This window comes from Streptomyces sp. NPDC002386, from assembly GCF_053593175.1.
In genome coordinates this window covers 21,286-34,819 of record NZ_JBSFBX010000019.1, presented here as the reverse complement: position 1 = coordinate 34,819, position 13,534 = coordinate 21,286, and the positions used below count along the sequence as shown (strand labels likewise).

The following is a 13,534-nucleotide window of genomic DNA, read 5'->3' as shown; positions in this document are numbered from 1 at the left end:
GCCCGGACCCAGACCGCGCGCAAGTCGATGCCCTGTTCGGCGGCCGCTGCGTCGAGGGCCTGGCCGTGCCGCAGGGCGGTGATGAGCCGGTCGGCCAGGCGGCCGGGGAGCGGGGCGGTCACGCCCGCACCCTACGGTCGCACTGATCGGCTGTGCTCCGGCCGGGAAGCCGTCCGGCCGGAGCACGGCACGCGTGAGGGTTACGGCGCCGCCGCCTCCCGCCGCGTGATGCCGACCCCACCGCGTGGCGTCCGCATCCGCGGCAGGAGTTCCGGTGGGTCCGCACCCGGAGGAGGTCTTCCAGGTCTTCACGCGTTGAAACGAGACGCCGTCCTCACGAAGCCGGACCCGAAGGCCCTCGTGACTGATGTCGTCGACCACCTCCTCGGCGACTGGGAAGTCGGCCAGCTTGGCCAGGCTCCAGGTCGAGAACGGCAGGCCGTGTTCGGCCGGGGCTTTGGCCTTGGCGATCTTCTTGATCTCGAGGCGTTCCGAGAGGGTGAGTGTCTTGGGCCGCCCGCCCTTGTACTTGGGGTAGAGCGAGTCGAAACCATCGGTGTTGAAGTTGTGGATCACGTCCCGGATCCGGTCCGCGCTGGTGAACGTGGCCTCGGCGATCTGTGCCACGGTCATGCCCTGGGCGGACAGCAGCACCATCTGGGCCCGCCGCCAGGTCACCGCCGACCCGGTGCTCCTGCGGATGATCCGCAGGAGCCGTCTGTTTTTGACGTCATCGATCTCGCGGACCCGCGCTCGCTCTGCCATTGGCCCAGCCTGGCGCGCACGCCGTTCCGAAGCGGCACCCTGCCTGCGCGTCACATCTGCCACTGAGCAGATAGTCGGCAGGCTTCCCAGTTGCTGTGGTCAGCCTGGCGCCTCGACGTCGTCAGTGAAGGCGCGCAGCAGCTGCTGTACCGGCGGCGCCAGGCCGCCGAGCACGCTGAGGCGCTCCGGGCCCAGCCCGTTCACCGGGTGCGCCTTAGCTCACCGCCTGCTTCACGAGCGCACGGATCCGCGCCTCCACCTCGTCCGTCACCTCGGTCAGGGCGAAACCGGCCGCCCACATCGTGCCCTCGTCCAGCTTCGCCTGGTCGCTGAACCCGAGCGTCGCGTAGCGCGCCTTGAACTTCTCCGCGCTCTGGAAGAAGCACACGACCTTGCCGTCCAGCGCATAGGCGGGCATCCCGTACCAGAGCTTCGGCGCGAGGGCCGGGGCGCTGGCGGTGATGACGGCGTGGATCCGTTCAGCCATGATCCGGTCCGAGTCCTGCATCTCGGCGATCTTCGCGAGCACGTCCCGCTTCTCCTCCGCCGCCTTGTCCGCGCGCGAGCCGCGGCGGGCTGCCGTCTTGAGCTCTAGGGCGTGGTCCTTCATCGCGGCCCGCTCCTCGGCCGTGAATCCCTCGTGCGTGCTGCTTTCGGTGCTGCTCATGGCAGATCTCCCTTTGAGGGTCTGATGTGCTGGATCTTGGGCGCGCGAGTGGCGACGTGCCGCCACATCCGACATCGGCACGCAGCGTGCCGATCGAGTCTGCATACTGCGCGGAGCCCTCGACTTTGTCAACGGCACGCCGTGTGCCGTTAGGCTGGCGGTATGACCGACATGCCCGCCACGCCGAGGCGCCGAGGCGCCGCGCGCACCGAAGAGCTGCTGCAGGTAACCCTCGATCTGGCCGCCGAGGTCGGATACGCGGGCCTGAGCATCGAGGCGGTCGGCCGAAGGGCCGGGGTCGGAAAACACACGATCTACCGGCGCTGGCCGTCCATGCCGGCGCTGCTGCTCGACGCGCTCAGCCGTGTGTGGACCAGCGACCTGGACTACCGCGACACCGGGGACGTCCGCGCGGATTTGCGTGAACAGTTCCTACGCTCGGGCCTCGCCCTCTCGAGCCCGCCGATCGGCCCCGTCTACCGGGCAGTCATCGCCGAGGCGCAGGCCGATCCAATGCTGCGGGCGACCTTGCACGAACGATTCCTGGTCACCGTCGAGCAGAGCACCCTCGACCGAATCACCCGCGCCCAGCGCACCGGTGAACTGACCGCGGAAGTGAATCTGGAATTCGCCGCCGAGGTGCTGTGCGGCACGCTGTACTACCGCAGCCTGCTGTCAACCCGCCCCATTGACGAGGACGCGGTCGACGGACTGCTGGACATGTTCATGGCCGCCTACGGAACCAGCAATTAGAACTCGCCCGCACAAGTCGGACTTAGTCTCCCGATCCGAGGACCGTACAGGTCGCAACTGCGCAACAGGGCGAAGGCTGTCTGATCCGGCACAGGATCGCGGCCGCCGACATCCGACTTCCCGACCGCACCGCGCTCGACGGTGAACTCGTCGTCTGGGATCCGGGACGGCTGGCATTCGAGCGTCTGCACATTCGCGGTCGAACACGCGGACACGCCAGGCACGACGCTCGGGGACACCGCCAGCCAGCCGCATCCGAGCAACTGGATCGGTCGCAAGGCTGAGCCTGCCCTACCGTCCGGTGTCCCTGCGGCTGTTGGGCTGTCCCGTGTGAAGGGCGGACTCTGACCGTTATGACCCCGCGTTCCACCTCGACCAGTCCGCCGGCTTCACGTCCCCGTGCTGGACGGAGCTGGCGAAGTGATGGGCGAACGTCGGAACCGGCGAACCGGAGGTGCTTGCATGGACTGGGGAACGCTCCGGGGGGGGCGGCCTAGTCTAGTACTGTGACCGGAAAGGTTCGCCGGGCCGACCGGCGGGGCGCGTCGCTGGATGGACAGTGACGTCTCATCTGACCGCTGGAGGCGTTTTGGACCGCGTCCCGGACTGGTCACTGCTCTTCCCTGATGAATCCACCCTCGGTTATCGTCCGTCCTGTGCCCGTGAACCCGAGCCTGATCGTCGGTTTCCTGACCCTTTCGGCGGTGCTGTCAGCGATCCCGGGGCCATCTGTCTTGCTCGAGACCAGCCGTGCCATCACCCTGGGGCGTCGATCTGCGATGTGGATCGTGCTGGGGAATGCCCTAGGCGGTCTTGTACTCCTGGCGCTCGTGCTCGCTGGCCTCGGAGCAATCGTCGCGGCATCGGCCAAGCTCTTCATGGTGGTCAAGGCCGTCGGCGCGTGCTACCTGTTCTGGCTGGGCGTCAGTGCGCTGCGCTCCGCCCGGTCCAACTCCGTGAACGAGCCCTTCGCCACAGCCGATGTCCCGGGCAGGACGTCGTGGGCTCGATCGGTACGGCAGGGCTTCCTGGTCGGTGTCGCCAACCCGAAGAGCATCGTGTCGCTGATGGCCGTCCTACCTCAGTTCGTTGACCACTCGCGCGGAAATCCCGTCCTCCAGATGCTGCTCATCGGCCTCGCCGGAGGCACGGTCCAAGCGCTGATCGAGACCATCTGGGTCTGTGCCGCCGGATCGATGCGGACTTGGTTTCTGGGCAGAAGACACCGTATCCGGGTACTCAAGGCCAGCGGCGGAGTTGCCATGATCGCATTTGCCAGTAGGCTCGCGATCGAAAGTCCATAGCGCCATCCCCTGCCATGATCCCGCTCGCCGGCCGTGTACGTCAGGCGTCACAGTGTCACCGGTGCTGTTTGCAGGTCACGCGGCTTCCGCCGGTCGCCCGCCCCAGCGGATGCCCTTCTCACTACGGATGCGGGCGCGCTCGCGCCGTTGGGCGGCCAGCACGTCGGGATGGCGGGCGTTCTTGTTCCGCCAGCGCAATAGGCGTGCAGGGCGCGCGTCTGAGCGGTGTGGTTGCGGTGGTTGGAGTTGGCGACGGTGAACTACCACAGTGGTCCGAAGTGGGCCTCGAACGCCCATCGAGGGTCCAGGCAGGCCAGGCCGATCTCGTTGAACCGGTGGATCACATTCCGGACGGTGTCCTCGTCGGCCTGCACCAGCTTCGCGACCACCGGCACCCGGTTCGGCAACGGCTACTATGTCGCCCCGGCGGGTGATGTCCTTCTACGGTTCAAGCAGCACGGCCCTGTTGCTGTCAGCGCGGACAAGAAGGCCGGTGGACTTGTCATCGGCTCGAACGGCGCGGCCTGTCTTATGTCGCTAGCCTGGCGGAACGGTCTACCGGACACGAACGGCGTCGCTGGACGAACCCGAGCTCGACCGTGTGGCTGATGTCCTGCGGCAGGTTCTCGAGCTGCTGGAGCGATCCCTGACACGGTTCGTCGCCAACAGCGAGCCGGGATGCCTGTAGCTGGATCCTCAGCACTTCATTGTGCTAGCCGCTGTTAGAAGGCGTTTTGTGGCTGCGCCCCCTCCTCTTGACCTGTAGCTCTTCCGCAGCTGCGGAGGTCGCCGGTAGAACTTCGATACGGATTCGACACGCGGTGTCCTGGCGGATCTTTACGGGTTCTTGGCCGCTCAGCTCGGCGCTGCGTGATCTGCACAGCGCCACAACTGATCACAGGCGGCCTTGCATATGCGGCAGTTAGGGTGGTGGCGGCGACCGTCTCGGGGTCGCACGCTTCGCGCGGTGGCCACTCCACCGGAGCCACCTGGGGGCAAGCGACTTGAGAGCCACACCCCACTTTTCCGGACCGCCAAACACCTCACGGAGCGGCTTTGGGCTGGAGCTGCTTGGACGCCTGCGGGCGGGGCCTGCGTCCTTGATCGACTACTCCCAGAACCTGCGCCTGACCCACCCGCTCGGCAGCCTCAGCGGCCCGTTCTGACCGCCCGGTGCGGTGCGCTGTCCGAGGGGGCGGCCGGATTGAGGGCTTTGACAACCGCGGGGAGATGGGGCGTTCGGCGAGGACGTGGCTGACGGCGACATACAGACGCATGAGCAGTCCGACGCCGGAACCGGCCCTCAGGTGGGCAAACCACCACGCGCGGAGCAGCAGACAGCCGTTGCCCGACGGCTGTCTGCTGCCAACACGTTGGGACCGTTAGCCGGCCCAAACGCCGGAGTTATAGGCGTCCGAGGCGAAGAGGAACTGGAACTGAGTGCCGTCCTTGACACCGGTGGCTATAACGGTCCACTGACCTGCCGATGCGTACTTGTAGGCGCCGCACGTGCTGCCCCCTGACGTCGGGTAGAAGCACACCTGCACGTATGCGGACTGGTTGGTCTTGATGTTGATGTCGGCGCAGTTGCTCGTCGTTGTGAGTCGGCCTGTGGTGGGATACCACCTGGCACCTGTCGGTTTCGTGTACGACTTCGCGCTGCCGAAGCAGGAAGTGGCTGCGGCCTGGGCGGTCGGCGCGACTATCAGAGTGCTGCCAATAAACGCAGCGGAGAGCAGGCCTACGGTCAAGTGCTTGCGCAACTTCACGTCTCCCTTTCTGACATGCGGAAGTGAGCAGGTCTTCCCGTTGGTTTCCGCATCACCATGGGTGGCTCCATCGGCCACTAGACTGTGAGCCAACAGCCTGCGCTCATCAGGCGCACCACCGCGACGGCCGGTGCCACGATTCGATGAGGTTCGAAGGGATGTGGTCGCGGGACGGCCCAGGCCTGTCTCGCCACCGGACGGGAGACCATTGTTGGTACCCGCACCCCCTTCATCACACTGAAGGGCGAGACCCTCCTCCGCCGAGCCGGGATGTCGTCCAGCTAGGGGTCCTTGACGTCATTGCCCAAGCCTCCGCAACGGTCAGCAGTCCAGGTGACGGCTCCGGAGCGCAGACCTCCGCAGGTCCACTACGTGGTCGACCAGTCCACCACGCGCAGCGCAGGGAACAGACATCAGTGCGGGGACACGCCGAAGCCCAGTTGTCGACGGTGCCGTAATGGCGGTCAACCTGACGGCGGGCGCGCTGGCGGTTGAAGTCGGGCTGGTGAGCTGTGCGATGTGGCGCTGACACTCCATGGTGTCGTCAAGCCCGCTCAGTCCGCCTTCTCACCGGCGGTCGCTCCGGCGGGCTGTCCGGCCGTCCGTAGAGGGCAGCCAGTGCCTACGCGCGTGGCCAGGTCGGCACGTAAAGCGGTTAGTTCGGTGATTCGGGCGTCGATGACCCGAATCTTCTCCTCGAAGAGAGCGGACAGCCCTATCGCGACGTCCGGTTCCCCGCGCAGCTTCTCGCCGTTGCGCGCGATCTCCGCCAGGGAGAACCCAAGCGCTTGCGCAGTGCGGATGTATTGAAGCCAGGTCACCGCCTCGGGCGGGAAGTCGCGATACCCATTGGGCAACCGCCGACCTGTAACGAGGCCGACCTTCTCGTAGAACCGGATCGTGTCTCTGGTCATGCCTACCTGCGCGGCAAGCTCACCGATGCGCATGCCCCTCCATAAAATGTCGGACTTGACCTTGGAGCGTACTTCACTGTTTAGCGTGAGGCATCGCTGTCACGAGACCCCAAGGGAGCGCCATCGTGAGCCGTCTTCGCACCCCCACGCACCCCACCTACTTTCGCGTCGTACGCGCGAGCGCCTGGTACGACCTGGTCGTAACGGCCGGATTCGCAACTCCCTGGACCTACGCCCTTGTGCACGACGCGCTGTCATCGGGCGGTCAAGCGCTGGGGTTTGAGGCCTTGCCCGAACTCGACACCTGGCAGATCTTGTTCGCCAACCTGATGGGCTCGGTGGTAGTCGTCTGGGCCGTTCTGCGAATCGTCAGGCCACTGCCAGAGCACGGACTGTTCGACGGCATCGCGCGTACTCTGTTCGCGACGTGGCAGGCGTACGCACTCGCCCATGGTGCGTCGCGCCTCCTGTGGCTGTTCTTCGGTATCGAGGTGGCGTTCGGTGTCCTCCAGCTCGTGCCGTGGAGGTGGGGCCGGAACGCAGGCTCAGTAACCAACGATGCAAGCCCGACCGATGGACGCTCGTTCGACACGGCGAGTCGGTGACGCTCAGGAAGGGGGCGCTGCAGCCGGCTGCCCGCACGAGTGTGCGTGCCTGCCCTCTCCTTCTCACCGCCTTCCAGCCGCCGGAAATACTCGCGAAAGCGGCATGCTGCCCCGCATGTCGCGCGGTGCCGATGTCACACCGTCAGGAAACGGCCCTCGCGGGCCCCCGACATCGGGATGCCGTCGTGTCGGCCAAGTCCGGGACTCGGCGGCCGCGCTTGAAGCCGGCGAGCATGGTGGATTCGGCGTCGTTGGGTCCCGCCTGCGGGTCACGCTGCTAGTCACGCTCGTGGATGTCGTGTTCCCGTAGGACGTCGGTCAGCCGGTAGCCGCTGCATGACGTCCGTGCACCACGTCGGCGAGGTAGGACACGACGCGACCCCGAGTGGTCTGGACGCGTCCACGTACCGGAAGTAGAGCGGACGACGGCACGGCGCTGACTCCCCGCGGTGCGGGACTCGTCGAGCCGGGTCAGGACCGTGCCGAGCATGAGCGGGGAACGTGCTCACCAGTGAGGAAGCCGGGCAAGCACAGGGTGGAGCGGACTCCGCAGGCGGTGTCTTCCTCCCCGCGAGTCCTGCCGGGCTCGGGCGATCAAGGGCGAGTCCGGCGGGTAGTCCGGAGGAGGTGGCAGAGGTACCGGTGCGCCAGGCATACGCGCTGTCTCCGCCCAGTCGTCGGAGATGTGACCTGCGGCCGGTCGCCGACCGGACATGCGGATCAGCGCACGACGGACGATCGGCTCCGTGAGCCGTATCGCCGTGTCGCGACGCAGGAGTCCGTGGATCAGCGGAGAGAAGGCGCGTGCGCGTCCCGTGAGGAGACGATCGAGGTCCGCCGAAGGAACATCACCGTCCGCTGCCCGGCCGGGCAGCGGGTTGGGGCCGCCGGCCAGCATGCCGGCCATCACGTTGCCGAGGGCCCACATGTCCGCCGACGGTGCGGCATCCGTCAGCGGGTTCAGTTCGGGTGCGAACCTGAGCCGGGAGGGATGCTGGGCAACCCATCCGAGAGCGACGAGATCCGCGACACCGGATCCCGAGAGGACCACCGACAGGTCCGCCTGCACCCACACCTGCTGGGCGGCTATGTATCCCCACGCGAACCCCTTGGCGTGCACGTCGGACAGCACACCCAGCAGGGCCAGCGCGAGGCCGGCGATCTCAGGCCCCGACGGCCTGTGCCGGCTGAGGAAGTCCGCGAGATGGCAACCTGGGGGCCGCTCCTCCACGAGACAGAGCGACCGCCCCTTCCTCACCACCGCCACGGTTCGGGCGACCGCGCAGGCCATCGGGGACAACAGAGCGGTGCTGCGGGTGAAGCACCGCTCCGCCAGCGCGTCGGTGACCGCCCCGTCGGTACCCTCCCCCACCTCCACCTGCACCGCGCACAACGGCCGACGGGTCTCTGCGTCATGCGCCAGCCAGTGCAGCAGGTCGGGCTCTGTCCCGGTCCGCGTCAGCATGCGGTAGCGGCCGGCGTTCTCCATGATTCTCACACCACTCTCACTCGCGGGTCGTACGGTTCTGCGCAATCCGGGGAATTGGGGAGTCCTCCGCGGTCTCCGGGCGGCCGGCTCACCCGGAGGGCGCACGCTGCGCGGCGCCGGCGGGTTACGTCCCTCAGGCGCCGGAACGAGGGAGGCGAAGCGCTTCTAGAGATTGGCGCGGAAGTGGTCGAAGACGGCCGCGCCACCGCGGCAGAGCTGGTCGTAGGCCTTGGGGAAGTTGGAGCCGGCGGACCCGTCGGTGGTGTAGCCGGCGAGGCCACCGATCTCCATCAGCAGGAAGGTGGAGCCGTCGGAGAAGTCCGGTGTCCCGTCGGACGCGCGCCGGGGTCGGCGGAGGAGACGTGGGCGCGTCGGCGCGCTGGACGACGATGCGGCGTATGCGGTCGTTGAGCGGGGTGCCGCAGCGGTCGCGGTCGGCGGTGAGTGTGAGGGCGGGGCGGGTGGCGGCAGCGCTGTCGAACAGCAGCGCACGGTATCCGGCGGCGACTGTCACGCCGGAGACGTCACGTTCGGCCGGAGTGCCGGCCAGGTCGTGGGCACCCTCCGCGAGTCGCCGGGGCGCCCACTGGGTGCCCGAGCCGTAGCCGCACGCGTCGAAGACCCGCACGGGCGAGTCGGCGGCCCCGGAGGAGGGTGAGGTCGGTCGCGCGGCCATCGCACAGGTGCCGGCGCCGGCGGCCGCGAGGGCGATCCCACCCGCCAGAGTCAGGGACAGCCGGTGACGGCGAAGACGGTGAGGGCGTCCGTTCATGGCGGTTCCGTTCCGGTCGGTCGAAGGGGTCACGGGGTGGGTTGGGCGCTACTGGAAGCCCGGACCACCCTGGTGAGCACACTCCGCAGCCGTGTACGGGGTTTCAGGGTCCCGGTCCCGTGTCCCTGTCTCCGGCCCGGAGGAACGCAACCGCAACGACGAGCCGTCCTGTACAGCTTTGGCGCTCAGGACGTGACCACACGGTCAGGGCTCCGCGGACGTCCGGGGAGCCCTGACCAGACCACCACGAGCAGTAGGGGCGACGTCCCGTCGGACCGGTGCCCGGCGTCGGACGGAGTCAGTGCCCGGCGGCCTCGCCTGCGGCTCCGGCCGCGGGAGCGGCGGATCGGTGGGCGTCCCACCCCGTGGGGTTCTCCACCTCCTGCGCTGTCCGCGTGTGGACGAAGGCCCCGGTCAAGAGGAGCTGAGCCGCCGCGTAGGCGGCCATGACCAGGACCGGACGGCCGGGGAACTCCACTCCCGCTGCACCGAGTCCGACCAGCAGGTCGGAGCTCACGAACACCGCTCCTCCCCAGGCCGCCCGCGGGCCCATGACCCAGGCGCTCGCCGCCATGGTCAGCAACGCTCCGCTGTAGGGCGCTACGGCCCAGGCCAAGGCGCCCAGCTGGGGCAGCAGAACCGCGTTGGCCGCGGCCCACAGGGCGAGGCAGCCCATGACCAACAGTGGTCGCGCTCGCAGATATGCGGCAGCGCCTTGCCGGAAGAAGGCGACCAGATAACAGACTTGGGTTCCGAGGAAACAGGCGGTACCCACCGCGAAGGCGCCCGCGCCCGACAGCAGCAGGGCCACGTCACCGGCGGTCGCGAAGGCCAGTGCGGCCAGCACGAGGGGATGACCTCGGCGCGTGAGCCGCCACAGGTACAGGGCGAGCACGGGAGCGAGCAGCGGCTTGGTGAGCCACTCCAGCGGCTCCTGGTGAAGACCGACGCCCAGCAGGTTCAGCAGGACGAGTCCCGCGTAGGCCACGAGCAGCGGCGGCATCTCACACCCCCGCTCTGGGCGACCACCCGGGAGGGCCGAACAGGTACCCCGCCTTGTCGCGCCAGCGCCGGGCACGGCGTACGTCGCGCCAGGCGGACGCGTACTCGTGGAAGGCGACGCGCAGCGGGTTGTAGGTGTCGATGTTCTTCGTCAGCCCGTACATCACCCTCTCGCCTTCCGGCTCGAAGGTGCGGAAGAGACGGTCCCACACGATGAGGATGCCCCCGTAGTTGCGGTCCAGGTACACGTTGTTGGAGCCGTGGTGCACACGGTGGTGCGACGGGGTGTTGAAGACCCACTCGACGGGCCGCCAGAGCCTGTCCACTCGTTCGGTGTGGAGGAAGAACTGGTAGACGAGGCTGATCGACTGCTGCAGCAGGATCATCCACGGCGGGATGCCGAGCAGGGCCAGCGGCAGCCAGAACGGCAGCGAGGTCATCGGCGTCCAGCTCTGGCGGAGTGCCGTGGACAGGTTGAAACGCACACTGGAGTGGTGGACCACGTGGCTCGCCCACAGGACGCGGACACGGTGGTGCGCGCGGTGGAAGGCGTAGTACGCCAGGTCGTCGGCGAAGAACAGCAGGAACCACGTCCACGCCGAGGAGACCGGCAGCTGCCAGGGAGCCAGGCTCCAGACCGCGGCGTACGCCAGGACCGCGAGCACCTTCCACGGCAGTCCGATCACCTGGCTGCCCGCGCCCATCGACATGCTGGTGACCGTGTCGCGCAACTCGTAGCCGCGCTCATCGTCATCGGGGAGGAAACGGTACGACACCGCCTCCACGACGACCAGCAGGACGAAGAACGGTATCGCGTACACGATGGCGGGGATCATCTCAGCCCGCCCTCCTCTCCGTCACGGCCGGGACGCTGCGCGAGAGCAACCGCCGGGCCAGGTGCTCGGCACCCTCGTCGTCCCGCGCCGCGATCAGCTCGGCGAGCCGCAGATGAGCCGCCACGTCGAGCAGTTCCTCGGCGCGGCGGTCGGGCGGCACCTCACCGGCGGCGAGCGTGCCACCCACCAAGCTGTTGAAGGCCAGCAGATAGGCGAGATTGCCGGAACCCTCCACGATCAGCCGCCACCACGCGACGTCCGCCGCCCCGAGTGCGGCGAGGTCCGGACCAGTGTCCGCGTACCTGGCCGCCGCCGCCCCGATGGCCGCCGCCTGCTCCCGCGAGCGGCGTGCCGCGCAGAGACGCGCGGCGTCCGCACCGATGCACGCCCGCATCTCCAGGGCGTCACGCCTCAGGTCGTAGGAGTCCAGCGGCTCACCGGCTTCCGCCAGTTGCACGGCCAGGTCCAGTCCCGCGGTGCGCCGCCAGTCCAGCACCATGGTGCGGCCTCCGTGGCTCACCTCGACCAGCCGGGCCTGCTGCAGGCGCTTCATCGCCTCGCGCACCGCGTGCCGGTTGACCCCGAACTCCGCGGCCAGCTCCCGCTCCGCCGTCAGGGCGGAACCGGCGGCCAGGGCACCGCTCAGAATGCGGTCCCTGAGCAGCGAGAAGAGCTGGTCGGAGACCGCTTCCCGCCGAATGCGTTCCTCTGCCATGGCGCACAGCGTGCACTCACGCACAGCACTGGTCAACTGGTTGGACCAGTATTTCTCGCGTGCGTTGCAACCTTCGGTCAGGACAGCCGCTCCCCACACCGGTGATCGCCGGCGTGGGGAGCCGCACCTGTCGGTCAGGGCGGGCCCAGGCGCCCCTCCGTCTGCGGAGGCCGACCGAAGGTGCCGCCCGTCAGCTGCTCAACTGGCACTCCGCCAGTTCCTCCAGCCCGGCCGGTGGTGTACCGCCCTCGCGCCGGATGTCGATCTCGATCCGGTCGATGACCGACTTCCGCTTGTTCTTCAGGGGGTTGAGGATGGCATTGGAGATGAAATTCGGGCCGCCTTCGCCCTTGGAGCGCGCCAGCCGGTCGTTGGCCTCGGTGATCTCCCGGTCGAGATTGGTGAGTTCGCGGCTGACGCCGTCCCGCGCGGCCGCAGGGATGTCGCTCGGCACCTTGCCGGCCACGTCCGGGCAGTTGACGGTCGGCGCGGCTCCGGCGGCAGTCGCACCCGCACCACCGGCTTCACCGGTGCCTCCAGCGGCCTCGCCGGCCCCGCCGGCCCCGCCCTCACCACTGAGGCTGCAAGGCGCGAACTTCTCGAGCCCCTCCGGCTTCGTGGCCACACGGCCGATGGCGGTCTCGATGCGGTTGATGGCCGCGGTGCGCTTGCTCTCGAGGGGTCCCAGGATCGCGTTGCGCACGAAGTTGGGGCCACCCTCGCCCTGGGACCGCGCCAGCCGGTCGTTGGCCTCGCCGAGCTGCTTGTCGAGAAGCTGGAGATTCCTCGTGACCTCGCTCTGGGCCTGCGCCGGAACCTCCGGCAGCTTGCCCTGGACGGAAGGGCACACGATGGTCTGCGCCGCATCCACGTGGCCGACGGCTGCCTTGTCGCTGCTCTCGCCCGCGAACGCGCCCGCCGCGGCCAAGGAGCCGGCGATCAAGCCGGCGCCGACGAGGCCCGCACCGGCGATCCGGTACTTGCGGTACTTGCCTTTGACTCGCTTGCCTGTCATGACGTCCTCTGGCTAGCGCGACCGGCCGCCAGGACCTCGTCCGTGGAAGAGTCCTCGTGCCGGCCGCTACGGGTACCGGTGCCCCCAGAAACCCCTACCAGCCTGTCCCCCACGAGTACGCGGGCCGGACCGAGGATGTTCAATCGGTTCCGGCGTTCCCTTGAAGAGCAGTCGGCGTGTACGGACACGTCGGCCGGCCACAACCCGCGCTTGCGCAGCCGCGGAAAGCCGCTTGCGCAGCCGCGGAAAGCGTCGTCACAAGGACCTTGTCCGCACGAAGTACCGGCGTACCGCGACCCTAGGCATCCCCTCGCCGCGGGTCGCGGCACGCGCGTGAGGCACGCGCACCGCTTCAATGACGCGCCTGCGCCCACGTCGGCCGATCATCGAGGGCCGACTGCCGGTCCGGCAACAGCGCCGCGGCCGCCCAACGCCCCGTTGCCGCTGTCGAAAGCCGGGCTTGACGCAGCGCCGGGCACGACCGCTCAGCGGACGCGTGAGGCTCTCCGAGGGAGATCACCGGGAATCGCGAAGGAGTCCGTCCTGCCCGATGCCCGCACCCACAGATGGATCCGATCCTCGGCGGCGGGCGCTGTGGCCGCCGCCTTCCTGGTGACCCTGGCGGCCGTGTCGCCGGGACCTGCCTGCTGCCCGTCACAGGCACCCGCGCGGGCCCTCTCCGCTGCGAACCAGAACCGGGATGCCTCGTTCCCGCCCGCTTCCGCCGGAACCGGCCGCCGAGGACGGCATCGCCGGCGGGTTTCGTTAACTGAGCGTTTTCTGAGGCACTGCGCGGCGTTCCCGGCTTAGGAAGGCATGGTTTTCGGTCGCTCGGCTCGACAGGATCTGCCTCGGACGGTGATCGTCCGCAGATCCCCTCCACGGTGCCCGAGCAGCGCCTGACGCCTCGCTCACCGTGGAGGGCCCG

The 13,534-nt window shown here is 68.4% G+C and carries 12 protein-coding genes and 2 pseudogenes; 3 read left to right on the top strand and 11 right to left on the bottom strand.

Going from position 1 to position 13,534, the window contains the following annotated elements; translation table 11 throughout:
* Positions 1-291: 291 nt before the first annotated feature.
* Together ACWCPN_RS30675 and ACWCPN_RS30670 are read right to left on the bottom strand one after the other, a co-directional pair.
* Positions 292-765, bottom strand: a pseudogene (locus tag ACWCPN_RS30675) (helix-turn-helix domain-containing protein); the annotation flags it as partial.
* 214 nt (positions 766-979) lie between these two features.
* Positions 980-1,432: an iron chaperone gene (locus ACWCPN_RS30670; RefSeq protein ID WP_451212712.1), complete on the bottom strand. Its 453-nt coding sequence runs from the start codon at positions 1,430-1,432 to the stop codon at positions 980-982.
* 162 nt (positions 1,433-1,594) lie between these two features.
* On the opposite strand from ACWCPN_RS30670, the gene ACWCPN_RS30665 reads away from it, so the two are divergent.
* Together ACWCPN_RS30665 and ACWCPN_RS30660 are read left to right on the top strand one after the other, a co-directional pair.
* Complete coding sequence (locus ACWCPN_RS30665) at positions 1,595-2,185, top strand: TetR/AcrR family transcriptional regulator (RefSeq protein ID WP_451212709.1); 591 nt, start codon at positions 1,595-1,597, stop codon at positions 2,183-2,185.
* Between the two features lie 656 nt (positions 2,186-2,841).
* Positions 2,842-3,489: a LysE family translocator gene (locus ACWCPN_RS30660; RefSeq protein WP_451212707.1), complete on the top strand. Its 648-nt coding sequence runs from the start codon at positions 2,842-2,844 to the stop codon at positions 3,487-3,489.
* 75 nt (positions 3,490-3,564) lie between these two features.
* Here the strand turns inward: ACWCPN_RS30660 and ACWCPN_RS30655 are convergent.
* From ACWCPN_RS30655 to ACWCPN_RS30645, 3 genes and pseudogenes are all read right to left on the bottom strand, one after another.
* Positions 3,565-3,785, bottom strand: a pseudogene (locus tag ACWCPN_RS30655) (IS630 family transposase); the annotation flags it as partial.
* 1,086 nt (positions 3,786-4,871) lie between these two features.
* The gene (locus tag ACWCPN_RS30650; protein WP_451212704.1) at positions 4,872-5,258 is read right to left on the bottom strand and encodes a hypothetical protein; all 387 of its coding nucleotides are present in this window, start codon (positions 5,256-5,258) and stop codon (positions 4,872-4,874) included.
* 554 nt (positions 5,259-5,812) lie between these two features.
* Positions 5,813-6,205: a MerR family transcriptional regulator gene (locus ACWCPN_RS30645; protein WP_451212701.1), complete on the bottom strand. Its 393-nt coding sequence runs from the start codon at positions 6,203-6,205 to the stop codon at positions 5,813-5,815.
* Between the two features lie 92 nt (positions 6,206-6,297).
* On the opposite strand from ACWCPN_RS30645, the gene ACWCPN_RS30640 reads away from it, so the two are divergent.
* Positions 6,298-6,777 (top strand): hypothetical protein, encoded by a 480-nt coding sequence (locus ACWCPN_RS30640; protein WP_451212698.1) that lies wholly within the window; start codon positions 6,298-6,300, stop codon positions 6,775-6,777.
* Between the two features lie 505 nt (positions 6,778-7,282).
* Here ACWCPN_RS30640 and ACWCPN_RS30635 read toward each other — a convergent pair.
* From ACWCPN_RS30635 to ACWCPN_RS30610, 6 genes are all read right to left on the bottom strand, one after another.
* The gene (locus ACWCPN_RS30635; RefSeq protein WP_451212695.1) at positions 7,283-8,266 is read right to left on the bottom strand and encodes a hypothetical protein; all 984 of its coding nucleotides are present in this window, start codon (positions 8,264-8,266) and stop codon (positions 7,283-7,285) included.
* Between the two features lie 165 nt (positions 8,267-8,431).
* The gene (locus tag ACWCPN_RS30630) at positions 8,432-8,557 is read right to left on the bottom strand and encodes a hypothetical protein (protein WP_451212692.1); all 126 of its coding nucleotides are present in this window, start codon (positions 8,555-8,557) and stop codon (positions 8,432-8,434) included.
* Between the two features lie 779 nt (positions 8,558-9,336).
* A complete protein-coding gene (locus tag ACWCPN_RS30625) occupies positions 9,337-10,041 on the bottom strand; it encodes a lysoplasmalogenase family protein (RefSeq protein WP_451212689.1) in 705 nt (234 codons plus the stop codon).
* 1 nt (position 10,042) lies between these two features.
* Positions 10,043-10,876 (bottom strand): sterol desaturase family protein, encoded by an 834-nt coding sequence (locus ACWCPN_RS30620; RefSeq protein ID WP_451212686.1) that lies wholly within the window; start codon positions 10,874-10,876, stop codon positions 10,043-10,045.
* Position 10,877: 1 nt separating this feature from the next.
* Positions 10,878-11,591: a FadR/GntR family transcriptional regulator gene (locus ACWCPN_RS30615; protein WP_451212683.1), complete on the bottom strand. Its 714-nt coding sequence runs from the start codon at positions 11,589-11,591 to the stop codon at positions 10,878-10,880.
* 190 nt (positions 11,592-11,781) lie between these two features.
* A complete protein-coding gene (locus ACWCPN_RS30610) occupies positions 11,782-12,606 on the bottom strand; it encodes a hypothetical protein (RefSeq protein ID WP_451212680.1) in 825 nt (274 codons plus the stop codon).
* Positions 12,607-13,534: the final 928 nt, after the last annotated feature.